Annotated in this window: 23 protein-coding genes; 15 read left to right on the plus strand and 8 right to left on the minus strand. The window is 50.8% G+C overall.

Features of this window, described 5'->3' with window-relative positions; all coding sequences use genetic code 11:
• Positions 1 to 8: 8 nt before the first annotated feature.
• The 6 genes from I2I11_RS03335 (at position 9) to I2I11_RS03360 (ending at position 7,410) form a co-directional block, all read left to right on the plus strand.
• Complete coding sequence (locus I2I11_RS03335; protein WP_196266218.1) at positions 9 to 3,047, plus strand: hypothetical protein; 3,039 nt, start codon at positions 9 to 11, stop codon at positions 3,045 to 3,047.
• Positions 3,048 to 3,058: 11 nt separating this feature from the next.
• Complete coding sequence (locus I2I11_RS03340) at positions 3,059 to 3,784, plus strand: ABC transporter ATP-binding protein (RefSeq protein ID WP_230679860.1); 726 nt, start codon at positions 3,059 to 3,061, stop codon at positions 3,782 to 3,784.
• A complete protein-coding gene (locus I2I11_RS03345) occupies positions 3,784 to 4,332 on the plus strand; it encodes a cob(I)yrinic acid a,c-diamide adenosyltransferase (protein ID WP_196266219.1) in 549 nt (182 codons plus the stop codon). Before I2I11_RS03340 ends, I2I11_RS03345 begins: the two co-directional genes overlap by 1 nt.
• A 30-nt stretch (positions 4,333 to 4,362) precedes the next feature.
• Positions 4,363 to 5,439 (plus strand): branched-chain amino acid aminotransferase, encoded by a 1,077-nt coding sequence (locus I2I11_RS03350; protein ID WP_196266220.1) that lies wholly within the window; start codon positions 4,363 to 4,365, stop codon positions 5,437 to 5,439.
• 179 nt (positions 5,440 to 5,618) lie between these two features.
• A protein-coding gene (gene prfB / locus I2I11_RS03355) for a peptide chain release factor 2 (RefSeq protein ID WP_196266221.1) occupies positions 5,619 to 6,696 on the plus strand; the annotation gives its coding sequence in 2 pieces (ribosomal slippage) (positions 5,619 to 5,678 and positions 5,680 to 6,696; 1,077 coding nt in all).
• A 135-nt stretch (positions 6,697 to 6,831) separates the two neighbouring features.
• Positions 6,832 to 7,410 carry a ribonuclease HII gene (locus I2I11_RS03360; RefSeq protein ID WP_196266222.1) on the plus strand — a complete coding sequence of 193 codons (579 nt, stop codon included), beginning with the start codon at positions 6,832 to 6,834 and terminating at the stop codon, positions 7,408 to 7,410.
• 50 nt (positions 7,411 to 7,460) lie between these two features.
• Here the strand turns inward: I2I11_RS03360 and I2I11_RS03365 are convergent, their stop codons facing one another.
• Together I2I11_RS03365 and I2I11_RS03370 are read right to left on the minus strand one after the other, a co-directional pair.
• Positions 7,461 to 7,895, minus strand: a complete 435-nt coding sequence (locus tag I2I11_RS03365) for a response regulator (RefSeq protein WP_196266223.1) — start codon at positions 7,893 to 7,895, stop codon at positions 7,461 to 7,463.
• 42 nt (positions 7,896 to 7,937) lie between these two features.
• A complete protein-coding gene (locus I2I11_RS03370; protein WP_196266224.1) occupies positions 7,938 to 9,425 on the minus strand; it encodes a sensor histidine kinase in 1,488 nt (495 codons plus the stop codon).
• A gap of 273 nt (positions 9,426 to 9,698) precedes the next feature.
• Here I2I11_RS03370 and gcvT point away from each other — a divergent pair, with 273 nt between their 5' ends.
• Positions 9,699 to 10,787 (plus strand): glycine cleavage system aminomethyltransferase GcvT, encoded by a 1,089-nt coding sequence (gcvT, locus tag I2I11_RS03375; protein WP_196266225.1) that lies wholly within the window; start codon positions 9,699 to 9,701, stop codon positions 10,785 to 10,787.
• An 81-nt stretch (positions 10,788 to 10,868) separates the two neighbouring features.
• Entirely contained in the window at positions 10,869 to 11,588 is a 720-nt protein-coding gene (locus tag I2I11_RS03380) for a 2-phosphosulfolactate phosphatase (RefSeq protein ID WP_196266226.1), read from the plus strand.
• Between the two features lie 52 nt (positions 11,589 to 11,640).
• Here the strand turns inward: I2I11_RS03380 and I2I11_RS03385 are convergent, their stop codons facing one another.
• The 3 genes from I2I11_RS03385 to I2I11_RS03395 form a co-directional block, all read right to left on the minus strand.
• Positions 11,641 to 11,967 (minus strand): nucleotide pyrophosphohydrolase, encoded by a 327-nt coding sequence (locus I2I11_RS03385; protein WP_196266227.1) that lies wholly within the window; start codon positions 11,965 to 11,967, stop codon positions 11,641 to 11,643.
• A 93-nt stretch (positions 11,968 to 12,060) separates the two neighbouring features.
• Positions 12,061 to 12,513: a D-aminoacyl-tRNA deacylase gene (dtd, locus tag I2I11_RS03390; RefSeq protein WP_196266228.1), complete on the minus strand. Its 453-nt coding sequence runs from the start codon at positions 12,511 to 12,513 to the stop codon at positions 12,061 to 12,063.
• A 195-nt stretch (positions 12,514 to 12,708) separates the two neighbouring features.
• On the minus strand, positions 12,709 to 13,359 hold the full coding sequence (locus I2I11_RS03395) for a hypothetical protein (RefSeq protein WP_196266229.1): 651 nt from the start codon (positions 13,357 to 13,359) through the stop codon (positions 12,709 to 12,711).
• A 137-nt stretch (positions 13,360 to 13,496) separates the two neighbouring features.
• Here I2I11_RS03395 and I2I11_RS03400 point away from each other — a divergent pair, with 137 nt between their 5' ends.
• Positions 13,497 to 14,408, plus strand: a complete 912-nt coding sequence (locus I2I11_RS03400) for an ATP-grasp domain-containing protein (RefSeq protein WP_230679861.1) — start codon at positions 13,497 to 13,499, stop codon at positions 14,406 to 14,408.
• 381 nt (positions 14,409 to 14,789) lie between these two features.
• On the opposite strand, the gene I2I11_RS03405 is transcribed toward I2I11_RS03400, so the two are convergent.
• The gene (locus I2I11_RS03405) at positions 14,790 to 15,671 is read right to left on the minus strand and encodes a universal stress protein (RefSeq protein ID WP_196266230.1); all 882 of its coding nucleotides are present in this window, start codon (positions 15,669 to 15,671) and stop codon (positions 14,790 to 14,792) included.
• A 164-nt stretch (positions 15,672 to 15,835) separates the two neighbouring features.
• Between I2I11_RS03405 and I2I11_RS03410 the strand changes: the two genes are divergently transcribed.
• A complete protein-coding gene (locus I2I11_RS03410; RefSeq protein WP_196266231.1) occupies positions 15,836 to 18,553 on the plus strand; it encodes a hypothetical protein in 2,718 nt (905 codons plus the stop codon).
• Between the two features lie 159 nt (positions 18,554 to 18,712).
• On the opposite strand, the gene corA is transcribed toward I2I11_RS03410, so the two are convergent.
• Together corA and I2I11_RS03420 are read right to left on the minus strand one after the other, a co-directional pair.
• Positions 18,713 to 19,843: a magnesium/cobalt transporter CorA gene (corA, locus tag I2I11_RS03415; protein WP_196266232.1), complete on the minus strand. Its 1,131-nt coding sequence runs from the start codon at positions 19,841 to 19,843 to the stop codon at positions 18,713 to 18,715.
• Between the two features lie 69 nt (positions 19,844 to 19,912).
• Positions 19,913 to 20,515: an IMPACT family protein gene (locus I2I11_RS03420; protein ID WP_196266233.1), complete on the minus strand. Its 603-nt coding sequence runs from the start codon at positions 20,513 to 20,515 to the stop codon at positions 19,913 to 19,915.
• Between the two features lie 206 nt (positions 20,516 to 20,721).
• On the opposite strand from I2I11_RS03420, the gene I2I11_RS03425 reads away from it, so the two are divergent.
• The 5 genes from I2I11_RS03425 to I2I11_RS03445 all read left to right on the plus strand — a co-directional run bounded on the left by I2I11_RS03425 (position 20,722) and on the right by I2I11_RS03445 (position 26,186).
• On the plus strand, positions 20,722 to 21,135 hold the full coding sequence (locus I2I11_RS03425) for a sugar 3,4-ketoisomerase (protein ID WP_196266234.1): 414 nt from the start codon (positions 20,722 to 20,724) through the stop codon (positions 21,133 to 21,135).
• Positions 21,136 to 21,215: 80 nt separating this feature from the next.
• Positions 21,216 to 22,322, plus strand: coding sequence for a DegT/DnrJ/EryC1/StrS family aminotransferase (locus tag I2I11_RS03430; RefSeq protein WP_196266235.1), 1,107 nt, complete (start codon positions 21,216 to 21,218; stop codon positions 22,320 to 22,322).
• A 63-nt stretch (positions 22,323 to 22,385) separates the two neighbouring features.
• Positions 22,386 to 23,336 carry a glycosyltransferase gene (locus I2I11_RS03435; protein ID WP_196266236.1) on the plus strand — a complete coding sequence of 317 codons (951 nt, stop codon included), beginning with the start codon at positions 22,386 to 22,388 and terminating at the stop codon, positions 23,334 to 23,336.
• A 325-nt stretch (positions 23,337 to 23,661) separates the two neighbouring features.
• Positions 23,662 to 24,639, plus strand: coding sequence for an acyl-ACP desaturase (locus I2I11_RS03440; RefSeq protein WP_196266237.1), 978 nt, complete (start codon positions 23,662 to 23,664; stop codon positions 24,637 to 24,639).
• A 446-nt stretch (positions 24,640 to 25,085) separates the two neighbouring features.
• A complete protein-coding gene (locus I2I11_RS03445) occupies positions 25,086 to 26,186 on the plus strand; it encodes a vWA domain-containing protein (protein WP_196266238.1) in 1,101 nt (366 codons plus the stop codon).
• Positions 26,187 to 26,222 lie beyond the last annotated feature (36 nt).

The raw sequence follows: 26,222 nt of genomic DNA on the forward strand, positions 1-26,222 counted from the left end.
GCCAGCCCATGCCTAAAATAAACTTCTGGAGAAACTGGAATTCAGACACCAGGTATCCTTACCTCTTTTTACTGCTGCTGGGTGTGCTGGCGCTCCTGTTGGGCGTGTACCATTACCTGACCGGTGAAAATATTTCCTTTGCCTGGGATACCATTGCCGACCTGCAGGTGGTGCCGCTGCCGGTGCACGAGAGCACGCACCTGTTGCAGAACTTTACGCTTTCTGCTGATGCTTACCTGTTGCTGGAGCAGTATGATGTGGCGCCGCCACAGGTGAATACGCTGGCCGCTACGCTGCTGCTGGGCATGCTGGCTGCCTGTGTTGCCTTTTATACAGCTGCCATCAGCGCCATGAAACGCTTTGCTTACTTTGGCGGCGTGTTGCTGCTGATGTTGTTTCTGGTCTCTTTTAATTTTGATTTGCTGGAGATTTTCGGGGATGGCGGCCAGACCATGCTATTGCTCAGCATCGTGGTGCTGGCAGCGGTGAGTTATGGCTTCCAGGTATTCTGGCAGCAGGTGCAATTTGGCTGGCGTGTGCTGGCGATGGCCGGTGTGGTACTGGTGCTGGGCATGCTGATCTATAGCGAGGCGGAATTCCCGGCTAAACTTATAACCCTGCACCTGGTAAATTACAGCAGCATCGGGTTGCTGGTGGCCACGCTGCTGTTTATACTATGGGTGGCTTACGAAAACGTAAATGCGCTGCTCTGGATAAACACGCAGGGCAAAACGCCTGAGCGGCGGTTCAGCCTGTGGCAGTTTATCCTGATAAGTGGTTTATACCTGCTCAACCTGCTCCTGCTATACCTGCACCAACTGGGCTATATCCAGACAAACCTGTTTTACATCAACGGCTATATTATATTGCTGCTCTCGGTGGTGGCGGGTTTCTGGGGCATGCGGCAGCGCGAAGCATACTACAAAGATCTGTTCCTGTTCAGGCCCACGGGGGCAGTGCTGTACCTCGTATTCGCCACCGTCAGCTTCCTGAGTATTGGCTATGCCTTTGCTACCGCCAACGACTCGCTCACCATCATGTACCGCGATGTGATCGTGTACACACACCTGGCTTTCGGATTGGGCTTCTTCCTCTACATCATGATAAACTTTGGGAAACTGATAGCGCAACGGCTGCCTGTGTACAGGGTGGTATATGAGCCGAAGCGGTTTTCCCTGTTTACGTTTTTCCTGATGAGCCTGATTATGTGCGCTATTCTGGTAATCCGCACACAGTACCGCGCTTACTTTTATGCTAAAGCCGGTTATTATAACTATCTCGGTGACCTTTACCGTACTTCCGGCAACGACATGCTGGCGCAGCGCTTTTATGAGGAGAGCGACCTGTACGACAACGACAACGTGAAAGCCAACTATAGTTTGGCTAGTTTGTACAGGGCACAAAGCCAGCGCAACAACGAAATCCTGCAGATGAAAAGTGCCCTGGAGAAGCGGCCTACGCCGAAACTGTACGTGCGCCTGGCCAACCTTTACGACGGAAAACAATATTTCTTTGAGAAGCTGTACGTGCTGCAGGAGGGCGCTGAGAAATTCCCCGAAAGCAGCGAGTTGTACAACAACCTGGCGCTGCTCTACATGCAAACCAGTGTGCCCGACAGCACCAGCTATTATTTTGACCTGGCCCGCAAGTATAGCGATAACAAAGATTTTATCCGCAGCAACCAGCTGGCTTTTTATACCCGGCAGGCCATGCTGGAGCCGGCGCAGGCGGTGCTGGAAGAAAGCGACGAATCTGCCTACAAACCTCTGCGCAGCAACGTAGCAGCGCTGCGTCAATTATTGGGTAAAGCGCCACAGGAGGAAGATGCTTTTATACCCGACTCGCTGAAAGCGGTTGAAGACCTTACTTTGTTTTACAACCAGACCATCAGCACGCTAAATCAAGGCGATACTACCCGCCTGCAGGCCATTAACAGGTACCTGGATACGCCCGGCAATGAGATCTTTTTTGAGGATCTGCGCTACCTGAAAGGACTGGTGCATCATTACAACGGCAGGCCCAAAGAAGCCCGGAATGTGCTGGAGAACCTGGTGCTACAGGCGGGGGAACGCAGCGGCTATTATGCTAATGCACTGGGATTGTGGATGCTGGAAGAGCAGAATGACCGCGCGGCAGCAGCCTACTTCAAACAGGCCAAGGATCAGGGTTTTCAGCCTGCTTACCTGTCGCAGGGCTATGCGCTGGCGCTGGCGCATAAACCGGAAGAAGCAGTGCAGGCATTGGAGGAAGTAGCTTATACCGAAGATCCTGAAGCGGTGAACGTGGCCCAGGAATTGGCTACACTGCTGCGCCAGAATGTAGAGGCCGTTCTGGCGCAGGGCTCCGATAAAGACAAAGTACAGTACCTGCTTACATACCTGCCGCAGCTAAACCCGGCGCACGTAAATGCGCTGGTGCAGGCGGTGGAGGATGAGAACCTGAAGGCGAGGGCGCAGCTGGCACGCATAAATTACCTGATGAACCGCAAGCAGTGGCAGCAGGCCGGCAACGCTATAAACGAACTAAGCGCACAACTCCCACAGGAGGGCGAGCTTCGTTCCGCCCTGGACCTGCAGCAGCTAAACCTCTTGCTTTATACCCGCAAGTATGATGCGCTGCTGAACCGCATGAACGACCTGTACCTGACGGACCGCGACAAGCGACAGATTTTATACTTTAGAGCAAAGGCAGCGGAGGCCGGAGGGAAAAAGCAGGAAGCGGCAAAGTTTTACCGGCAGGCCCTTAAAATGCTGATATATGATGAGGAGGTAGTGCTGGCAGCAGCTGATTTCTTCCGGAAATATCATCCCAAAGAGGAACAGGCTTACAATGTCCTGCTGAGCGGCATCACCTACAACCCATATTCGGCGGATCTGTATAAAGCATATGCACTGGAGAGCCTGAATCAGGGTTTAACAGGTTATGCCGAGCAGGCCTTAACAACACTGCAAAGTTTGCTTCCTGCCGCAGAATACGCTACATTTATTCAGAAATTCGAAAAGCAGCGACAGGACGTGGCAGCGCGCGCTGATAACTGGCAATTATAAAATCAGGCAGTATGAGCACTATCATCGAAACACACGATATCTCTAAAATATACCGCATGGGCAGCGAGACGATTCACGCGCTCAAATCTGTAACCATCAACATAAGCAAAGGCGAGTATGTTGCCTTTATGGGCCCGTCAGGTTCAGGTAAATCTACGCTCATGAACATTATCGGCTGTCTGGATACACCCACTGCGGGTACCTATATCCTGAACGGCCACGATGTGAGCAACATGACGGACAATGAACTGGCGGAAGTGCGTAACAAGGAAATTGGCTTTGTGTTTCAGACGTTTAACCTGCTGCCGCGCCAATCGTCGCTGGACAATGTAGCCCTGCCGCTGATTTATGCGGGCTATAACAAAAGCCAGCGGGACGAAATGGCACAAATGGCGCTGGAGAGTGTGGGCCTGGGCAACCGTGGCAAGCATAAACCCAACGAATTATCAGGCGGCCAGCGACAGCGTGTGGCCATTGCCCGCGCGCTCATCAACAACCCCAGCATCATACTGGCCGACGAACCAACGGGTAACCTCGACACAAAAACCTCCTACGAAATTATGGAGTTGTTCGAGAACCTGCACGCCAAAGGCAATACCATCATCATGGTAACGCACGAGGAAGATATTGCCCGGTATGCGCACCGTATAGTCCGGTTGCGTGATGGCCTGGTAGAGTCTGACGTGCTGAACGAGGATATTGTAACGGCCGCTAAACTACAGGCAGCGCAGCATTAATGAAGATATACACCAAAACCGGCGACAAAGGCGCAACCTCCCTCATTGGCGGTACGCGTGTCGCCAAATCAGATCTGCGCATAGATGCTTACGGCACCATAGACGAACTAAACTCCTACATCGGCCTGGTACGTGATCAGGAAGTCAACAAGAGCCGCGCCGGCATTCTGAAGGAAATCCAGGACAGGCTTTTTACCATTGGCGCCTTGCTGGCCACCGATCCGGACAAATCAAGAATGAAAACACCCGACTTGCACCCGGAAGATGTTATACTTCTGGAACAGGAAATAGACGAGATGACGGCAGCCGTGCCGCCGCTGCGTGCTTTTGTATTGCCGGGCGGGCACCAGTCTGTGTCGTTTTGCCACGTGGCCCGCTGTGTATGCCGCCGCGCCGAGCGCCTCGTTATCCGGTTGCAGGAAGTATCGGTGGTGGAGGAACTGGTGATAATATATCTGAACCGGCTTTCTGACTACTTGTTTGCCCTTTGCCGTATAATGTCGCAGGAATTGGGTGCTGAAGAAATAACCTGGAAAGCCCGCATCTGATACCCCAACAAGAATAATTTAAAATCTCTTATGTCAACAAATACATTAACGATACCAACACAGCGTGTGGCGCAGTCGCGCATCTCCGAACTGGACTTTAACAACATGGAGTTCGGGAAAACTTTTGCAGACCACATGCTGGTCGCCGATTATAAGGACGGCGCCTGGCAGACACCCCAGATCTTGCCTTATGGCGATATGACACTGAGCCCGGCTACCTCGGCGCTGCATTACGGGCAAGCTATTTTTGAGGGTATGAAAGCGTACCGCAATAACGCGAACGGTGATATTCTGCTGTTTCGCCCGCTGGATAACTTCAGGCGGTTCAATATTTCGGCTGCGCGTATGTGCATGCCGGAACTGCCGGAAGATCTGTTTATGCAAGGCATGGAGCAGTTGCTGCGCTTGGACGCCGACTGGGTACCACCTGTGCCCGGAAGTGCCCTGTACCTGCGTCCGTTTATGTTTGCGACCGACGCTTTTATCGGTGTGCGCCCGTCCAACACCTATCGCTTCATTATTTTTTCCTGCCCGGTAGGCGCTTACTACAACAAACCCATAAAAGCGGCTATCGAGCCTGAGTTTGCCCGCGCTGCTGAGGGCGGTACCGGCTTTGCGAAGACAGCCGGCAACTACGGTGCTGCCCTGATGCCTTCCCGCAACATGCAGGAAAGAGGCTTTCAGCAACTCATCTGGACGGATGCCCGCGAGCACAAGTATATTGAAGAGGCAGGCACCATGAATGTAATGTTTGTGATAGACGGCAAACTGGTTACACCGGCCGTAAGCTCAACCATCCTGAACGGCGTTACGCGCAACAGCGTGCTGACAGTGGCCCGCGACATGGGTTATCCCGTGGAAGAACGTAAAGTAGCGGTGGATGAAGTGATAGAAGCGCATAAAGCAGGCAAGCTGCAGGAAGCCTTTGGTGTCGGCACCGCTGCCACCGTTGCGCAAATCCTTACCATTCATTACAACGGCACCGATTATGAGCTGCCGCCGGTGGAAGAGCGCGAAATATCCAACCGCATTGCCGTAGAACTGGAAAAAATCAGGACAGGCCAGCTGCCGGATACGCATGGCTGGATATATAAAATTGCACGGTAACATTATAATACCTTACCGTGTGCGCAGTTCCTGTGAGTGCCTGTAGTAAGTATAACATGTTAAATTAAGTTTGTCTTTATACTTACAGGTCGCAAAGTATAAAAGTATAAAATGCTGAAGTATAAGGCAAAGGTTTTATACTTCAGCATTATTGTTTAAAGAAGTATAAAGTATAACAGATGACGACAGAGCAGGTAAAAGAATTAAAGGCCAGAGTAGAGGCCTTGAGGAGGTATCTTTGACTACGATACCAGGAAAGAGCAAATAGCAGAAACGGAAAAGCAGACTGCCGCTGCTGATTTCTGGGATGACCCGAAAGAAGCAGAAAAAATTCTGAAGGAGATAAAATCAGTAAAGGTATGGACGGACCATTACGAGGAGGTGGAGAAAGCCGTATCCGATTTTCAGGTGCTGTTTGATTTCTATAAAGAAGGAGACGTATCGGAAGAGGATATTTTGCAGGAGTATAAGAAAGCCCTCGCGGCTGTGGAAGGCCTGGAGTTTAAGCGCATGCTAAGCGGCGAGGAAGACCAGCTGAGCGCCATACTGGAGATAAACCCCGGTGCAGGCGGCACCGAAAGCCAGGACTGGGCCGAGATGCTGATGCGCATGTACATTATGTGGGCCGAAGCACATAAATTTGGCGTACGGCAGGTAAACTACAATGCCGGGGAAGGCGCAGGTATAAAATCAGCCACGTTGGAGATTACGGGTGAATTTGCTTATGGCTACCTGAAGTCAGAGATTGGTGTGCACCGCCTGGTGCGCATTTCGCCTTTCGATTCCGGTGGCCGGCGCCATACTTCCTTTGCCTCTGTGTTTGCCTACCCCGTGGTGGATGATACCATCAACATTGAAGTAAACCCGGCTGACATCGACTGGGATACTTTCCGCTCGGGAGGAGCCGGCGGCCAGAACGTGAACAAGGTAGAAACCGCTGTGCGCCTGAAGCACAGGCCAACGGGTATTGTGATAGAGTGCCAGATTGAGCGCTCGCAGCTCATGAACAAGGAACACGCCTTACGCATGCTGCGCTCGCGCCTCTACCAGATAGAAATTGAAAAACGCAACGAGGAGCGCGACCGCATCGAGAGCACCAAAAAGCGTATCGATTTCGGTTCGCAGATCCGTAACTACGTGCTGCACCCTTACAAGCTCATCAAGGACATTAGAACAGGTGTGGAGCGCACTGACGTGCAGAACGTGCTGGACGGCGATTTGGACGAATATATCAAAGCCTACCTGATGCAGGCGTAGACAATCTCCGGTATCAGTTAAAGAAGAAAAGGCACTGCAGAAGGTGCCTTTTCTTTTAAAATAACGATGGCTTGCCATCGTACAAAACCGGTTATTGTGCCTGCACAGGATATGTAATTTGCTGACATCTATACTATGCTCTTTTCCAACTACAGCGGCTATTCTTTTGAGGCAGGCATTGATGAAGCGGGCAGGGGCTGCCTGGCGGGCCCGGTGGTGGCCGCCGCCGTGGTGCTGCCGCCAAAGTATAAACATGCCCTGCTGACCGACTCGAAATTGCTGAGCAGGAAGCAGCGCGAATTGCTGCGGAAAGATGTTTTAAGAGATGCTGTGGCCTGGGCCATCGGAGAAGCTTCGCCTGCTGAAATAGACCAGATCAATATTTTACAGGCTACTTTTCTGGCCATGCACCGGGCAGTGGAGGCACTGCCGCAACAACCGGACTTTCTTTTAATTGACGGAAACAGGTTTAAGTGCTACAAAGAAGTGCCACACGCCTGCATTGTAAAAGGCGATAGCAAGTATTTATCGATTGCGGCGGCATCTATACTTGCCAAAACTCACCGCGATGATGTGATGGCCGGCCTGGCGGATGTGTGCGGCGGGTATGGCTGGGAGCAAAATGCAGGCTATCCTACTGCGCTGCACCGCGAGGCCATTGCGCAACACGGCGTTACGCCGCACCACCGGTTATCGTTTAAGCTGTTGCCATAAGTTTTATACTGCCATACTTTAAAAGTAGGGTTGCTGCGGTGTTTCCGTGTTTATTTAAGTTTGATGAGATCGAGGAAAAGGCTGAAGCTGTCGAGGGAGGAGTGGCTTTTTTCAAAGCTGTCGAAGGTAAGCGGTTTTACGATGTAACCTGTTACATTCAGGCGCTGCGCTGCCAGGCGGTCGGTTTCCTCGTTCGAGGTGGTCATAATAAAAACAGGGATGTGGCTGAACTCGGGGTCATGGCGCAGTTCTGCCAGAAACTCCAGCCCGTTCATTTTGGGCATGTTGATGTCGAGCAGAATAACGCTTGGGGCCGGTGATATTTTTTCGGTTCCGTTGCCGCGAAGCATGTCTAGGGCTTCCTTGCCGTTCCGGCCACCGTGGATGGGGTGCGTGATACTTATTTTTTTCAGCTCTCGCTCCACATTCATAATATCCAGGTAATCATCTTCTACTAAAAGGATGTTTACAGTAGTCTCACTCATTATTTCGGGGTAAAAAATCAGTTTTAAACAAAATTAATAAAATTATACTACCTGTACCTCATCCTTGGGCCAGGTAAAGGAAAAGGTGGCACCCTGGCCGGGCTGCGAGGTTACCCAAATCGAGCCACCCTGCCGCTCCACTATTTTCTTTACAATGGCCAGTCCTACGCCGGTGCTTTCCACAGCGTCACGCTCCTGCAGGGTCTGGAAAATTACGAAGATACGCTCATGATAGGCCGGATCTATGCCGGGTCCATCATCAGATACGGAAAAAACATGAAAGTGATCTGTTTCGTGATGCGCGATAGTTATCAGGCCTGTACTTTTGTTATGGTATTTAACAGCATTGCTGATAAGGTTTGAAAATACCTGCTGCAATTGTATCGGTACGGTATGCAGCGTGGGCATGCCGTCCTGCACGTTAAGCTCAAAGCCATCCGGAAAAGAAACCATGTCCGCCACCTCTGTCAGCAACTGGTCTACGTCCACCTCTTCTTCTATCTGCTTGGTGCGGCCTATACGTGCCACCGCAAGTATGCCGTTAATCAGGTTCTCCATGCGGTGTACGCGTACGCGCATCATCATCAGGTATTCCTGCACATTTGGCGGCAGATCCTTGCCCATGTCTTCTTCTACCCAGCGGGAGGCAACTTCAATGCCACGCAAAGGCGCTTTCAGGTCGTGCGACACAACGTAGGCAAACTGATCGAGTTCTTTATTCTTGCGATCCAGTTCCGAGAACGTTTCATCAATGGTAGTGGACATGCGGTTGAGCGAGTGCGACAGCTGGCTCAATTCATCTTTGGAGTTGTCCACAATCCGGGTTTTATAGTCGCCCTGCGAGATCTGTTCGGCCAGCATTACCATTTTAACAATACGTTTGGTGATCAGGCGCGTAATATAATAAGCCCAGGTGAGGCCCAGGATAACGGAAAGTATGGTAAGGATGCCGGAAACCTTGCGGGTAATGTTAATGCTGTGGCTGAGGCGTTCGCGGCGGATGTCCCGCACCCGGTACTCAGCAGCATTAAACTGGCGGAACGCAACACGGATAGAATCCATAACTGTTTTCTCTTCCAGTACAAGGCTGTCTAATTTAATATTGTAGCGGGAGGCCGCCGGTGTGAGGGAAACGGAATCCTGCTGCTTCAGCCGGATCAGCGGCTCAGCCAGTTCATCCTGCCAGTGAGTTTGCAACTGAATAATCGTATTCAGCTTTTCGGTTTGCTCCGGCGAATTTACAGTGAAGTGCTTGATTTCCCTGAACAGTGCCGGCAGCTGCTCTTTGGCCTGCACGTAAGGCTGCAGGAAAGCCGGGTTTCCATTCAGCAGGTAGCCGCGCAGGCCGGTTTCCATGTCGATAACGTTTCGCTGCAGCGCGGCCGAGTTGCGTACCACATTCTGGGAGCGCGACACCCACTGGCTGTTCTCGATCACATCCTCCGACAACTGGAGGTTAACCAGGGCAACGGCCGTAAAAAGCGCCGACATGATAACGAATCCGGCAAAAAGCTTTACAGATAATTTCATGTACTGTTTATACTTGGTAATAAATCGCTGAGATGTGCCTGCCTTGCACCCCGGCCGCCGCAGCAGGGAATGCAATATACAGCTGTTTTAATAAAGATGAAGGCAAAACTGCCTGCAAGCGGCCAGAGAACCAGTAACCAGTCTTTTCATTGTTGTATAAACAGGTAAAAGAATTTCAGAATGCCTCAAACAAAACAAACTGCTGTTCAAGTATAAATTTCGGATGCGGCTTAAATTTCTTATTTTTGCCAATCCGGTCAATCAAAAAGATATATGGAGCTCAAGAAGATTGCTTTGAATGATGTGCACGAGGCGCTGGGCGCTAAAATGGTGCCTTTTGCCGGCTACAACATGCCTGTGCGCTATTCATCCGATATAGAAGAACACAATGCCGTACGCAATGCAGTCGGTATTTTTGATGTGTCGCACATGGGTGAATTTATGGTGCGCGGCCCACAGGCCCTGGACCTTATCCAGCGCGTTACCTCCAACGATGCCGCAAAGCTGGCCGACAACAAAGTCCAGTATTCCTGCCTGCCCAACGAAGAAGGCGGTATTGTAGATGACCTGCTGGTATACCGCCTCAGCGCCGAAGAGTACATGCTGGTGGTAAATGCCTCCAACATTGACAAAGACTGGAACTGGATAAGCAAGTATAACACGGCTGGCGCAGAGCTGGAAAATATTTCAGATGAACTGTCGTTATTTGCCGTGCAGGGTCCCAAAGCAGCAGAGATACTCCAACCGCTTACGTCCATCGACCTGGCAAGTATGGCCTACTACACCTTTGCTAAAGGCCCGTTCGCAGGAGTGGCCGATGTAATCGTTTCGGCAACAGGCTATACAGGCGCAGGCGGTTTCGAAATTTATGTGAAAAACGAAGACGCCGGGAAAGTATTTAATGCCATTATGGAAGCGGGCAAAGCAGCAGGCATCAAACCTATTGGTTTGGGCGCGCGCGATACCCTGCGTCTGGAAATGGGTTTCTGCCTCTATGGCAACGATATCAACGATGATACTTCGCCGCTGGAGGCCGGGTTGGGCTGGATTACCAAATTCGACAAAGATTTTACCAATGCCGGCAAGCTCAAAGCGCAAAAAGAAGCAGGCGTTAACCGCAAGCTCATCGGCTTTGAGATGGTAGACAGGGCCATTCCGCGGGCGCATTACGAAATTGTAGATGCTGAAGGCGCGAAAATAGGTGAAGTTACCTCCGGCACCCAATCACCAACACTGGGCAAAGGCATCGGGCTGGGCTATGTAACAACAGCATACAGCAAACCCGGGAGCGAAATTTTCGTCAGGGTGCGCAACAAAGACATGAAAGCCAGGGTAGTAAAACTGCCGTTCGTTAAGAAATAAATTTATTGTTAGTTGTTAATCCTTAATCGTTGTTCAGATAGATACGAACAATGATTAACAGCAACGGAAAACGAAACAAATATGCCAAGTATAGACGTGTGTTACAGCCCCGAGCTGTTGCATTTATATGATCTGAAGGAGAAAGCTGTAGTGGCTGTAGATGTTTTGCGGGCTACCTCCACCATGGTAACCGCCTTTGCGCATGGCGCCACCAATATTATTCCGGTAATGGATCTGGCGGAGTGCCGCACATATGCTGCGCAGGGATGCCTGACTGCTGCCGAACGCAACGGAATAAAAGCAGCTGGCTTTGATTTCGGAAATTCGCCTTTCAGCTACATGCAGGAAATAATAAAGGGACGTACCATCGCCATCACCACCACCAATGGCACGCGGGCCATCCGCTTGTCGGAGGCAGCAGGGGAGATTGTAATTGGCTCGTTTCTGAACCTGCAGGCCGTGGCAGATTATCTGCAGGAGTTGCAACAGGATGTACTGGTGGTGTGCGCCGGCTGGAAAGGCAAGTTTAACCTGGAAGATACTCTTTTTGCCGGTGCCTTGGTAGAGCGCCTGCGAAACACCTTCTCTTTTGCAAATGATTCTGCGCAGGCTTCGCTATACTTATACCAGATAGCCAAAGAAGATTTGCTTACGTTTCTCTGGCAGTCTTCGCATGTGCGCCGCCTCGAAAAGCTGGGCATTCACGAAGATATCGAATTCTGCCTGCAATACGATGTATACAACGTGCTGCCCGTCTGGCGCCACGACAGGCTGGTGGATCTTGCGGTAATTACGAATTAAGAGTTATAAGTTTCCGGTTTAAACTCGGAACCTATGATTTGGAACTCTTAACTCATTTAAGTTTCTCGTTTTGCTTGTGCCGCTGGCTGTCGCGGTTGGTTTTCTTATCCAGGTTTTGGCGAAGCGCTTCCGTCAGATCAATGCCGGTTTGGTTGGCCAGGCAAATCAGCACAAACAGCACGTCGGCCAGTTCATCTGAAAGCTGTTTTCCTTCGTCGCTCTTCTTAAACGACTGCTCGCCATACTGCCGCGAAATAATACGCGCTACCTCGCCTACTTCTTCGGTAAGTATGGCCATGTTGGTGAGTTCGTTGAAATAGCGGACACCGTTTTCCTTTATCCAGGTATCAACAGCGGCTTGTGCTTCGGCTATGGTCATGTGCGGGCGTATAGAGAATTTGAATAGAAGTATAAGCCTTAAAAGCTATACTTCCCTCTTTAGAAAAGGAGGAACCAGGGATGATTGGACTACTCATTCTTTGTTTTTAGAATCTATTATAATTGTTACCGGTCCGTCATTCAGCAGCGATACTTTCATGTCGGCGCCAAATTCTCCGGTTTGTATGGGTTTGCCTAAGGCAGTTTGCAGCAGGTATACAAATTGCTCGTACAGGGGTATGGCTATGGCAGGCGGCGCTGCATTGATGTAAGAGGGCCGGTTGCCTTTTCTGGTATTGGCATACAGTGTAAACTGGCTGATAACGAGTACGTCACCCTGCACATCCTGCACACTCAGGTTCATTTTGTCGTTGGCATCGGAGAAAATACGGAGCTGCACAATCTTGCCGGCCATCCATTTCAAATCCTCCTCGTTGTCTTCGGAGCAAATACCGGTTAGTACCAGCAAACCCGGCCCAATCTGTCCTTTTACTTTTTTATTTATCTCTACAGCAGCTTGTGTTACCCGCTGAATCACCACGCGCATAGCTTTTATACTTTGGTTCGGGGCAAAGATAGAGATTTGAGAATTCGGAAATATGAAGATTGGTAAATGAATCAGTTTAGATAAAAACTTTCAACAACAAACCGTCAATAGTTCAGCCTTTAGACAATTCAACGATCCAGCACATCAAATAATTAGCACATCACCACATCTCCAAATTTTCAAATCTTTACATCTTCAATCTACATAGCCCTCATACCGGATGCGGCTGACTTTGCCGTTTTTGAGGAAGAAGCGCAGTGTTACGGGGGCGCCTTCGCGGTTGGCAGCTACTATCTCTGCAGGTGTCTGTGTGATGAGCAGTTGCTGATCTTTCTGCCTTTTTAAGCTGCCCATCAGTTCTGCCTGGCTCATTCCCACCCGCAGGTTATTGCGCAACGTAATGGCGTTGCTCTTAATATCGGCCACCTGCAACAGCAGCTCCCCGGATTGGGCGGGAGCATAAAATTCCATCATCGAGTTCCCAAAGCGGATGGTATAAAGCGTATCGGTAACATCCGATTGGTGCAGGTTTTCTATAGGATTGGCATCCACGGTAAAGTCAGTGCTGATGTGGTCGTAATAAGCGCTGAGGCTTGAACTGCGGCCGGATACAAAAGGATCGCTTAGTAAATCTGTGACGGCCGGCTCGCCCGAACTGCGCCGGGTAGCTGTAGTATCGGCATAAGCCAGTTCCGGGCGTTTCTCCTGCGGATTCTCGTCCTGTTCCTCCTGCCCGTTATCAGTGCTGCAGGCAGATGTAAAAGTGGAGACAAACAACAGCACGACCAGCAGCCGGATGGCAAGGCTGTGGCTGTAACGGGGGCTGTTGGAACACAGGTAAAACATGGTGACAGTAAAAGGGTTGGGTGAGAATTATACCTGCATACGAGAACTGCCTACCTAAAAGTTATGCTTAATAGATAGCGGGACTAGTGGTTTGTGCGCCGGATAAAGCCTAAATTCGCAGCAAATATCAGACAAATATGAATATCCGGCAAGTAGCATTGATAACCTATCAAAGCAAAGGCAATTACAGCGACATATCAGAAGAAGAGAACGACAATCTCCTTCATTTCCTGCAGGAAAAAGGCCTGTCCATATCCTTCCAGGTATGGGACGATCCGGCTGTAGACTGGAGCCGCTTTGATGCCATCATCATGAAATCTCCCTGGGATTATTTCGATAAGATAGATGCGTTTTATACTTGGCTTAACGAGTTGGAAAATCTTAATTGCCTGGTGCTGAATCCCTTGAAAACGATACGCTGGAACGCCGACAAATTATACTTTAAAGACCTAGCGGAACAGGGCACAGAGGTGGTGCCGACGGTATGGCTGAACCAGGGCGATGCTTTTGACGCTGCGCATGTATTTAGTCAACTGGCCGTGGATAAGATAATCATAAAGCCGCGCGTAAGTGGCGGCGCAAAAAACACGCTGGCACTTACGCAGCAGGAGGCCGCAGCCGCCATAGCGGCCATAAATGCCCTGCTGCAGCAGGAGCCATTTATGGCGCAGCCTTTTATACCAGAGGTGGCGGGCAAAGGCGAGTGGTCGTTCCTGTATTTTGGCGGCAGGTACAGCCACAGTGTGCTCAAGGCAGTGAAGCCCGGCGATTTCAGGGTACAGCATTTTTTCGGTGGCACCATCCACACACCCGAGCCGCCTGCAGCTTTGTTAAGCACCGCACAGACCATCGTAGATAAATTTGCCTCCGACTGCCTGTACGCCCGTGTGGACGGCGTGGATATTGATGGCCGCTTCGTGCTGATGGAACTCGAACTGATTGAGCCTTTCCTTTTTCTGGCTACCAGCCCTGGCGCCATAGAGCGTTACTATGAGGCACTGCAGGCGCGGCTGCAGACGCTGCCTGTGAGTCAAAACACGATAAATTAATTTTAAAACAGGCTTCCCTTGCCAGGGTTGCAAAACGACACTTTAAGTATAATGCCTTATTTGCGGAAGCGCTAATACACAGTCAATTTAAATTTTGCAAGCAAATTTGTTCTCTACGAAGTAAGAACATCTGCCAGGTGCACATTTTGACGCTCCACTGTTTGAGCGTTCAGCGAGTGGGAGTAGGGGCCTTCGATTTAAAGCGTCTTAATTCTTTTGCACACCCCTCCTTTTTCAAGGAGGGGTGCCGCAGGCGGGGTGGTTCATTTTATCAAGAAGAAAAGTAAGGCCTGGCCGGCGAGGCGAAAAGCCAGTTTACGCTTAGGAATTAAAGCTCTCAGAAAAGCATGCAGAAATCCTAACAAGTAAGTTGGCTACGTACTAGGCCTTTGCGGTACTATGAAAGACCAGCAGGGGTACTTCCGAGTTTAGTACAAGCTCCTGCGCAAGGCTGGAGTGAAGCATATTGCTTAGCATGCCGCGCTTGTGTGTGGTCAGGGCAATCAGATCGATGTTATGCTCCTGCACAAACTGCTGTAGCGTGTCAGCCACATGATCGCCTTCCAGCAAAGTATACCGGATGTTTTGCGCAGGTGCTTCGCGCTGGAGTTTTTCCCGCAGCCCGGCCATTTGTGCTCTGTCCTGCTGCGGTTCGGCTTCATCAGAAACATGTACACAATAGACGTTAGGAGCATAAGGCTGTAACAGATCCTGCAACTGCCGTATGGCACTGCTGTCGGTCTTATCAAAATCGGTTGCATAAATAACGTTGCGCAGGTCGCTGCCACCAAAGGCATCAGGGATGGTCAGCACAGGCACATTCAGATCCTGCACTACTTTAGTAGTAACGGTGCCGAAAAAAGAGCGGGCCAGGCCTGACTCGCCTTTGGTGCTCATAATAACCAGATCCGGTTTATACTGTTGAGCTTCTTCCACAATTTTATCCTCCGGAAAACCATGCACAAGCGCACGCTCAACCAATACCTGCTGCCCGGAGGTCTCTGCCTCCTGTAACAACTCCTGGTAAAGTACCTCGAGCTGGTTTGCAGCTGACGTTTCGTTGCGGTGCAGGACCCGCTCTGCCTGTGCCTCTGAAGCCGTCATCGGGACGGGAGGTGTTTCATCGGCATCAGCCAGGTAATCCTGGTGGCAGTGCAGGAGCAGCAATTGCGCGTGCGGCAAGGTTCCGGCCAGGCGTAGGGCGTAGTGGCAGGTTTTGTTGGTGCCTTCGGTAAAATCAACGGGGAGCAGAATTTTATACATGGACGTAGCTATATAAGTTGATTTACAATACGAATACTTGTATTAATAAAGTTACTATATTTTGCCTGATGCGGCTTATGCCATACCTGTTGCCAAAGCGTTTGTCGTATGCAAAAGCCATAATTCAGAATTTCGGTTAATTTTGTAATCTCAACCTGCTTGCTATGCCGAAACGCGTTGTTTTATACTTTCTCGGATTTGTGGTGCTTGCTTCGCTGGCTTACTATGGCTACAGCCGTTGGCAGGACGCCAGGGAGAAGGTAGATCTGTGGACGCTGGTGCCGGATGATGCTACATTCGTGATAGAAACCAACAACCACGCGGACCTGGTAGCGCATCTGAAAGAAACAGAACTGTGGAACAACCTGGCTATACTTCCATTTGCCCAGCGCTTTCAGGAAAACATCGCCTGGCTCGACAGTGTTTCTCCCGGCAACCAGCGGCTGGAGCGGTTCCTGGATGAAAAGAACATTCTCACTTCTGTTCATGTGGTTGATAAATCGGAGGTGGAGGTGGTATACTATGTACCGGTAAATTCTGTGGGAGAACATCGCTTTGTGCGCACGTTAACCGAAAACATTGGCAGAAGCGCTATTTTTAAAGAGAAGTCGCGGAAATACCTGGGAGAGGTGCTGACGGATGTTGCCAATACGCGCAACGGCAGCAGCTTTACTTACTTCTCTTATCACAACAATATTATCATGAGCCCTTCGCCGGAGCTGGTAGAAACCATTGTGCGGCGCATCAGCCGGGGAAATCTTACCTCTGTGGCCACCGCTTTTAAAGAAGCCAACTACCTCGATCAGCCGGATGTATACGCCAACGTTTTTATCAACTACCGCAACCTGCCCGACCTGTTGGGCCTGTTTCTGGAAGAGGATCTGATGCCGGAGGTGGTGCATTTATCCAGTTTGTGCCAGAGCGGCATGCTGGAGCTAAAACTGGAGCACGACAAAATTTTCCTGAACGGATTCTCTAATCCCGAGTTACTCAAAGGCTCGCTGCACAGCAACCTGAAACCGCAAAAGCCACAACCACTCGGGGTAAAAGCATACCTGCCCGGCCGCACAGCTGTGCTCCTGGATTTTGGGTTGGAAGAAGTCGCCCGGTTGCGGGCGCAAACCACAGGTACACAGCTGCCCCCGTTTGCTGCCCTCACAGACAGTCTGGCGCACACGTTCAGCGATGAAGTGGCCTTGGCTTACCTGGAAACTTACAACATGAACACCGCCCCCGGCAAAGTAGCCTTGGCACATATCGGCAACACTGCGTTGGCGGCTAAACTGCTGGATCGTCTGCAGGAGGCAGCGGCTGGCAGCAAAAGCAAGCCATATACAGAGGCATACGGCAGCTATGACATCCGCCTGATAGATATGCCCGGGTTGCCGGCGCATCTGTTCGGCCGGCTGTTTACCGGATTTACGCAGAGCTACACGGTGCAGGTAGATGATTACCTGCTCATCTCCCCGGATATAGCCACTTTGCGCGCACTGCTGGACGATATTTCGGCTGAGAACGTGTGGGGGAAGTCGGGGGTGCAGAAGGCATTTCTGGAGGAAACCCTGCAGCAAGCCAATTTGAGTCTGTACCTCAACACCGTAAATGCCTGGTACATCCTCAACCGTTACGTGTTGGATGATAGCCGCGAAGACCTGCTGCAGAACGCCTCCCTTATCAAGCGTTTTAACCAGGTCAGCCTGCAGTTTGCCAAAGCAGACTCGCAGTATTATACCAGCTTTGTTTTCAGGAGGCAGAACAGGGGCAAAACCGAAGAGGAAGTATTCAGTACCGAACTGGCCATGAAGTTTGACAACCGGTTGGATACACGCCCTTTCCCGCTTCAGAATGCCGTTGATAGGAGCGGGGAAGTACTGGTGCAGGACTCAGCCGGCGTGCTCTACAACATTACCGCCACCGACAAACGTGGCTGGACCGACAGCCTGGGCGCTCCCCTGAGGAGCGATATCAAGCAGATAAAAGCCGGTGCCGATAAAAAGCTTCGTTACCTGTATGCCACGGCCAACCACATCCATGCTGTAGATAACCAGGGGCAGGAACTGGAGAACTTTCCTTTTAACGTAGGCGACTCTTTGCAGATACAGCATCTGGCAGTGTACGATTATCAAAAAGACGGCAACTACCGCCTGCTGGTGGATGATGCTGGCGGAGATTTATACATGTACGACATGCGTGGTGCGGCCATACCCGGCTGGCAGCCCCGCCGCATGGATGCCAGGCTGGCAGCAGAGCCGCAGCACGTCCGGGTAGCAGGCCACGACGTGCTGCTGGTGCTGTTGGAAAACGGCTATGTATATGCCCTGAACCATGATGGCGAAACATACCCCGGGTTTCCGTTCAGCGTTAAGTCGCCGCTTACGTCGGGTGCGGTCATAAAGCCTGGCGCAGACCTGCGGCACACCGAGATAACCGTGATAACCAAGTATGGCAGCCTGGTGGTGTTTAACCTGCAGGGCAGGGTGCTGCGCCGGCAGCAGTTGCCACGGCCAAGCAAACGCGCCATGTTCACGCTGGTGCCCGAAAGCAGCAGCGGCCGCTCGTTTATACTGGTGCGGCAGGAGCAGGGAAAAGTAGTTGTCTTTAACGAAGACCTGAACCAGGTATTTGAGAAGCATTACGTTACCTCGGCGCCCAAGATTGTGCAGTATTACCACTTCGGCGGCGACAACAAAGTATACGCCATCACAGAAACCGGCCCGCAGAAAACATACCTCTACGACAGGAAAGGCAACCTGATCGGCGGCCGCCCCCTGGAAAGCAGCCAGCCCGTCACCATTTATTACAACGAAACTACAAACAGCTATACTTTATACAAGGTATACCGGCACGAGCTCCAGAAAATTAACTTTAAAATAGCAGAGTGATGTTGCGCCCGTATCCGGTGCCGGGTATCATGATGTAGTCTCTGGTATGTGCCGCTGCGTTTTCGGGCAGGAAATCAGCATACTACCTACTGGCCTTCTGCCTTGTCCTTGTACAGCTTGCAGCACGTACTACTTGTACGTGCTACGAAATACGTAAAGCTAAAAGCTCCTGAGCCAGCCCTTGCGATAGAAAAAGTATAACTGCAGGCAAATCAGCGAGAGCATTAGTACCAGCAGGACAGGGTAGGCATAGGGCTGGTATAACTCGGGCATGCTGAGCGGGTATACTTTGCCGGTTTCAGGATTCTCGTGTGCAAAGTTCATCCCGTAGAGCCCTACAATAAAACTAAGCGGAATAAAGATGCTGGAAATAATGGTAAGTACCTTCATGATTTCGTTCATGCGGTTACTCACAGTAGACATGTACAGCTCTACCAGGCTCGACGCTGTTTCTTTCTGGTTGTCAATCAGGTCGATGAGCTGTACCACATGGTCATAGGCATCGTGAAAGTATACCCGGAGGCTATCAGGAAGCATCTCTTCATCCAGGCGCAACATTTCGTTCAGTTTATCGCGCTCGGGCCAGGCAATGCGGCGGAGTTTTACGAGTTCGTTTTTCAGGCCAAGTATGTCGCTAAGGGTTTGCTTGGAGGCCTCTTGTAAAATGTGCCGTTCCAGTTCCTCAATATAATTACCGATCTCGTTCATTACCGGGAAATAGTAATCCAGTATCACGTCCATAATGGCGTATGCCAGGTACATGGTGGGGCGGCTGCGGATAAGGCCCTTGCCTACGCGGATGCGCTCGCGCAGTTGATCCAGGCAATCTTCGTAATCGCTCTGGAGTGTGAGTACATAATTGGGGCCGGTAAATATGGAAAGCTGTACATCGTCGAGGCAATGGGTCTCTGCAGACCAGCGCAGCATCCGCGAGATGATAAACAGGCGGTTGCGATCCTGCTCCACTACTTTAGGCCGCTGGTAATCGTTTATCACATCCTCCATCTGCAGCGGGTGAATAGAAAAATCCAGTGTAATCTGTTCCAGCAGTTTCAGATCGCCGTAGCCCCGTATGTCTATCCAGTGCCGCAGATCAGGCTGGTCGCTCACCTTTTTCATCAGCAGTTCATAACTGGGAAGCTCGGTCTGTTCTAAAAAAGTATCGCTGAACGATACGAGGAAAAAGCGCGGGGCATGGGCGCCGGCAGGAACGAACAAAAACCCCGGACGGGTACCGGCGGTTCTGTTCAGGATGCTGTTGCGGTGGCGGTGGTGTTTGCGTTTCGACATGGTTTGGCAGCTGAGCAATGACATTGCAAGGTAATAATTTCCGGGCTTGCGCCATACATGCGGCAGCAGCTATACCTGCTCCAAAACCGTTACGGCTTCCATTTCCTCCAGCCTGGCCGTAACCTCCTCCAGCAGCTTTTTGCGCACCTCCAGTGTTAGGCGGCAGTCCAGTTCAAACAGCTGCTCTTTTATCTCCAGGCTATATGTCTTCACCAGGCTCATAACCTCGTTCATCTGCGGATAAGCGAAGTATACCTGTAGCAGCGCTGTTTCATACTTCTCAATAAGCGTGGCATGGGCCAGGGCATCGGCTGCAGCTGTTTTGTAGGCATTTATCAGGCCGCTCACACCCAGTTTGGTACCGCCAAAATACCGCACCACCACTACCAGCACGTTGCTTAAATCAGCAGACCGAATCTGGCCAAGTATAGGATCGCCTGCCGAGTGGTTGGGTTCGCCATCGTCGTTGGCGCGGTAGCGGCTTTTGCCGGCCCCTAATATGTAGGCGTAGCAATGGTGGCGCGCGTCGTAGTATTGTTTGCGGAGTTCGGCCAGCAGTTCCTTTACTTCTTCTTCGGAATATACCGGATAAGCCAGCGCGATAAACTTGCTGCCTTTTTCCTTGTAAAGGCCTTCGGAAGGCGCCACAATGGTCTGGTAAGTATCTTCCATGTATAAAATATGTCGGGAGGCTTTGCAGGAACTCCGGCACTAGATTGCAACCAATTACCGCTTAAAGTAAAGTATAAAATTTTTGGAGAAGAGATTACGGGGCAAATGTAGCCTAAAAGTATAAGCTTTTACAGGAACTGCATTTGCGTCAGTGCCGCTTTTAAAGTATAAAATACTTATTTTGTAGCCATTAAACACATACGCCCTTGCCCGGATCTCCTTACCTCCTTACTTTCGATAGCACCGGCTCGAATGCCGAAGGCTTTTTAACCAGTACACAACGCGGCGAAAATCTTCCGTTTGTGGTAAAGCGCGTGTTCTGGACAAACGGCACGCCAGCCGGAGCAATACGGGGGCAGCATGCCAATAAAGCTACGGAGGAAGTCCTGATTGCTTTGTCCGGAAATATCAGGGTAAGGGCAGAGACAGGTGGAATGGTGGAAGAATTTGAGCTGAAGCAGGCGCAGCAGGGATTGTACATACCGGTCATGTGCTGGACGGAGCTGACATTTTCGGAAGGTGCGATTGCGCTTTGCCTGGCCTCAACGGACTTTAATGAAGCGGATTATATCTACGATTACGCCTATTTCAGAAAACTGTCCGCGCACCAGGCACTATAGTGGTAACCGGCAAAGCAAATGGTTTTAGTACAGTTTTCCTTTTTTGAGATAAGCTACTGATTTGTCCTTACCAGCACTTTATGCAGCCAATTCCATACTTTCAGTTCAGAGACTACCCGGCGGGGCTGGAGGCTGAGGTGCTGCAGGCTTTAACGGCGGCCGTGGGCAAAAAAAACTATGTGCTCGGCCCGGAGGTACATGCTTTTGAAGAAGAATTTGGCAGTTACCTGGGCGCAGCAAAGGCCGTAGGCGTGGGCAACGGCTACGATGCTTTGGTGATAGCCCTGAAAGCCTCGGGTGTGGGCAGCGGTGATGAGGTAGTAGTACCGGCGAATACTTTTGTCGCTACCATCAATGCGGTGCTGCAGGCAGGGGCAAAGCCGGTGCTGGCCGAGCCTGATGACGCAACATATAACCTGACCGCGGCATCCGCAGGCAAGCGTATTACCGCCGCAACCAAAGCAATCCTGGCAGTACACCTGTACGGCCAGACGTGCCGGATGCCCGAACTGTTGCAACTTTGCCGGGAGAGCGGCATACTTCTGGTAGAAGATGCTGCGCAGGCACACGGGGCCACCTACAACAATCAGTTAGCCGGCACCTTTGGACATGCCGCAGCCTTTAGCTTTTACCCCACCAAAAACCTGGGCGCTTTAGGAGATGGCGGAGCCGTGGTAACCAGCAGCGCTGCCCTTGCTGATTTTGCCCGCAAATACCGCAACTATGGCGAGTCGCAGAAATACTGCTCCGAACTGGTGGGCATCAACTCGCGGCTGGACGAACTGCAGGCGGCCGTGCTTCGGATAAAACTGCAGCGCCTGGATGTGTTAAATGCGGAGCGGCAGCGGCTGGCACAGGTATATTTGCAGGAGCTGCGGGAAGTGGGGGACTTGATGCTGCCTGTCACTGCTCCCGGCAGTAGCCACGTTTACCACATCTTCAACATCCGCACAAAGTATAGAGACCGTTTGCAAACGTATTTGCAGGCGCAAGGTATCAGTACAGCCATACATTACCCGGTGCCCGTACACCTGCAGCCTGCCTATCAGTTCCTGAATTACAAGCAGGGCGATTTTCCGGTGGCGGAAGAACTGGCACAAACCAGCCTCAGTTTGCCGCTGTTCCCGGGGCTTACAGCGCAGGAACAGCAGGCAGTAGTGCAGGCCGTAAGGCAATTTTATAAATAAGTGTTAGCGTATGAGTAACACGATACACGACACCACCACGCCAAACGACATTGAGTAATACCTATGAGTTCGCTGCCGCTTGTTTCTGTTATCTGCCTGTGCTACAACCACGAGCGCTTCCTGGCAGAGGCGCTGGATTCTGTTCTGGCACAAACCTATCCTAACCTTGAGATTGTGGTGGTGGATGATTGCAGTACAGATGGAAGTATGGACATCATCAAACATTACCTGCAAAAATATCCGCAGCTGAAGTTTATCAGCACCGGGCAAAACCGCGGTAATTGTACTGCCTTTAACAGGGGGTGGCGGGCTAGTCAGGGCGATTTGCTGGTTGATTTTGCTACCGATGATGTGTTGCTGCCCGACCGTGTGGCACGGCAGGTGGACGCCTTCCAAAGGCTTGACAGCAGCTTTGGTGTAATATACTCTGATGCGGAATATATCAGCGACAGCGGCGGGCATTTATACTTACACAGTAGCAAGTATAAAGCTGCACCGGATGGTGATGTTTTTGCAGAGGTACTGCGGCGCTATTTCATCTGCCCGCCTACCATGATGATGCGCCGCACCGTGCTGGAACAGCTCAACGGCTACGATGAAACACTGGCCTATGAGGACTTTGATTTCTGGGTAAGATCAGCGCGGCAGTATAATTATTTTTATTTGCCGGAGCCAACCACCAAGCGCCGGTTACATGCAGCTTCGCTTTCGCGCGGGTGGTATGCGCCGGGCAATCACCTATTGGACGCTACTATAAAAGTATGCGAAAAAGCAGCGCGGCTGGTGCAAACGCCGGCAGAAGAAGAGGCTTTGCTGATCCGGGTGAAGTATGAAGTGCGGCATGCTTATTTCTCAGGAAATTTTACGCAGGCAAGCGTATTATTCAATCTGCTTTATCAGGCTGCTCCATCATTGCCGCTTGCTTATACATGCATAAGGCTGCTCAACAAGTATAAAATAAACCTTTCTGCCTTACGGAAGTTGTACTACCGGATACGCTATGGTAATGGCTGAGTTTGCCTGCCACAAAGCCCATACAGAACAGCAGGGTAGCATCCGGGCTATGGCCGGGAAATAAACTAAGAGGCTTATACTTTACTGTTTATACAGGAAAATATAACGTAATGCTTGCTGAAGGCATGAGTTCTCGGGAACTTGAACTATTTTCACCCGTAAATTGTTAAAAAGTATAAATTTGTCATCATCCTGCCTTACTTTTACGTAAGCAAAATTCCCGGCGCTTTACATTTACCGTCGTTTGCTGCGTTTTTCCGGTGCTATCGTTCGGTATTTTTATAACATAAACCATTAAATCAGTTTCAAACAAACAGCATAATATATGATCACAGCAGTTGCCACAAGAGGAGAAGTAATTCGATGGATGGAGGATTTCGTGAGTGAAAAAATCTCTGAGTTCCTGAAATCTGTAGAAGACAGCTGGCAGCCCGCTGATTTGCTGCCGGATGCTACGCTGGAAGGTTTTCTGGATGAAATAAAACAGCTACGTGAACGGGCGCAGGATTTAAGCTATGACCTGTTGGCAGTGCTGGTAGGCGATACCATTACCGAAGAGGCGCTGCCTACTTACGAGAGCTGGCTAATGACTATTGACGGTTTGCCACAAAATCCGAGCGGGCCCTGGATGACCTGGAACCGCGCCTGGACAGCCGAGGAAAACCGTCATGGTGATGCCCTGAACCGGTATTTATACTTGTCCGGCCGCATTAATATGCGCGAGATGGAAGCTTCTACGCAATACCTGATTGCTGATGGGTTTGACCTGCAGACGGATAATGACCCATACCGCTCGTTTGTGTATACCAGTTTCCAGGAGACTGCCACCAATATTTCGCACCGACGTGTGGCGCAGATAGCCAAAAAGCAGGGCGATAATATGCTGGCAAAATTATGCGGACACGTCGCCTCGGACGAAGCCCGGCATGCCAAAGCATATAAGTCGTTTGTAGGTAAAATATTTGAAGCTGACCCCAACGAAATGATGCTGGCTTTTGAAGATATGATGCGCAAGAAAATTGTGATGCCGGCACACTACATGCGCGAGCTGGGTGTGGAAATAGGCAGAACGTTCGGGCACTTTACGGATGCGGCACAGCGCATTGGCGTGTATACTGCTGCCGACTATACCGGCATATTGGAAGAGCTGATTGACGAATGGAAAATAGAAGCGCTGACCGGGCTGAACGGTGCCGGAGAGCGTGCCCGCGATTATGTGATGGCACTCCCCAACAGGTTAAAGCGTGTGGCAGAACGCATGAAGGCACCAACGCTGGAGTACAAATTCCGCTGGATAAACTAAGAACCAAAGTATAAAATAAGAATGGGTGAGTTGTGGGAACAGCTCACCCATTTTTATTTTATGACCTGGCACGGCCGGTTAATTCCTGCGCTTACGCGTCTTTGTCTGAACCTTTGATTAAGCGTGGGGTAGAGGATTACCGGGTTGCTTATACTTTAGCTCTCTGAGCTGTTGCGAGCAGGCAGCCTTATCACGTTCCGCCGGGTTCGGCGGGAATATTGGTTCCCCTCAATTTTAATAGTTCTGCCGCTGCACACAATTACTACTTCATGCCATATCGCTTTCGTGGGTTAGCACGTTTAAAGTTGGTGGGGTTTGTATTGTAGCGCGCACTTCTCAGGAATGTTTGCCGCCCTGTCCGCCTGGTTAAACATACTTGTTTTTATTGTTGCGCAGAACAGAACATTGCAACCGCACATCTTGTTATAACATCTAAATAGGTACATATGGCTTTAGGATATAGATTTACAGATTACGTGCCGCCGCAGGACGACAAGCCGGGTTTCGAGTCGCTGCTGAAGATATTTCTGCAGCTGGTTACTATTTCCTCCGGCGATGTGGGAGAAGCACTTGCCTGGCTTAGTTCGCTCGATAAACAGTATAACTTAACCGGCGACGAATACGGCATCGGGGATTTTATTGAAGACCTCAAAAAGAAAGGCTATCTGGATGAAAATCCGCAGGAAAAAGGCAGCTTTTCGCTGACTGCCAAGAGCGAGCAGGGTATTCGCAAAAGTGCTTTGGAGGAGATTTTCGGTAAGCTGAAGAAGGGCGGCAAAGGCAGCCATACGTCGCCGCATACCGGCACCGGCGACGAGGCTAGCACCGACCGCCGCGAGTACCGTTTCGGCGATGCGCTGGAGCAAATCTCGATGACCGAATCGCTGCGCAACGCCCAGATAAACCACGGTATCGGCGACCTGCGCCTCACAGAGCAGGACCTGGAAGTAACCGAAACCGAGCACAAAACCCAGGCAGCCACTGTGCTGATGATAGACATTTCGCACTCCATGATTCTGTACGGTGAAGATCGCATTACGCCTGCCAAAAAAGTAGCCATGGCGCTGGCCGAGCTCATCAAACAAAAATACCCGAAAGACTCTTTGGACGTAATTGTGTTTGGCAACGATGCCTGGCAGATTGAAATAAAAGACCTGCCCTACCTGAAAGTAGGTCCTTACCACACCAACACCGTAGCGGGGCTGGAGCTGGCGATGGATATTCTAAGAAAGCGTAAAACGCCCAACAAGCAAATTTTTATGATTACGGACGGCAAGCCCACCTGCCTGAAAGAAGGCCTGCACTACTATAAAAACAGCTTCGGCCTGGACCGCAAAGTTGTAAACAAGACCCTGAACCTGGCTGCCCAGTGCCGCCGCATTAAAATTCCGATTACCACCTTTATGATTGCCTCAGACCCTTACCTGCAGGCTTTCGTAGATGAATTCACGAAAGTGAACAACGGCCAGGCTTACTACAGCAGCCTGAAAGGCCTGGGTCATTTAGTGTTCCGGGACTACAAACAAAACCGGAAGAAGAATTTTTAAGCGAGCAGACCTCGCCGTGTGCGCAGCTCCTGCGAA

Origin of the sequence: Pontibacter rufus (genome assembly GCF_015694705.1) — a bacterium.
Classification (GTDB): Bacteria; Bacteroidota; Bacteroidia; order Cytophagales; family Hymenobacteraceae; genus Pontibacter; species Pontibacter rufus.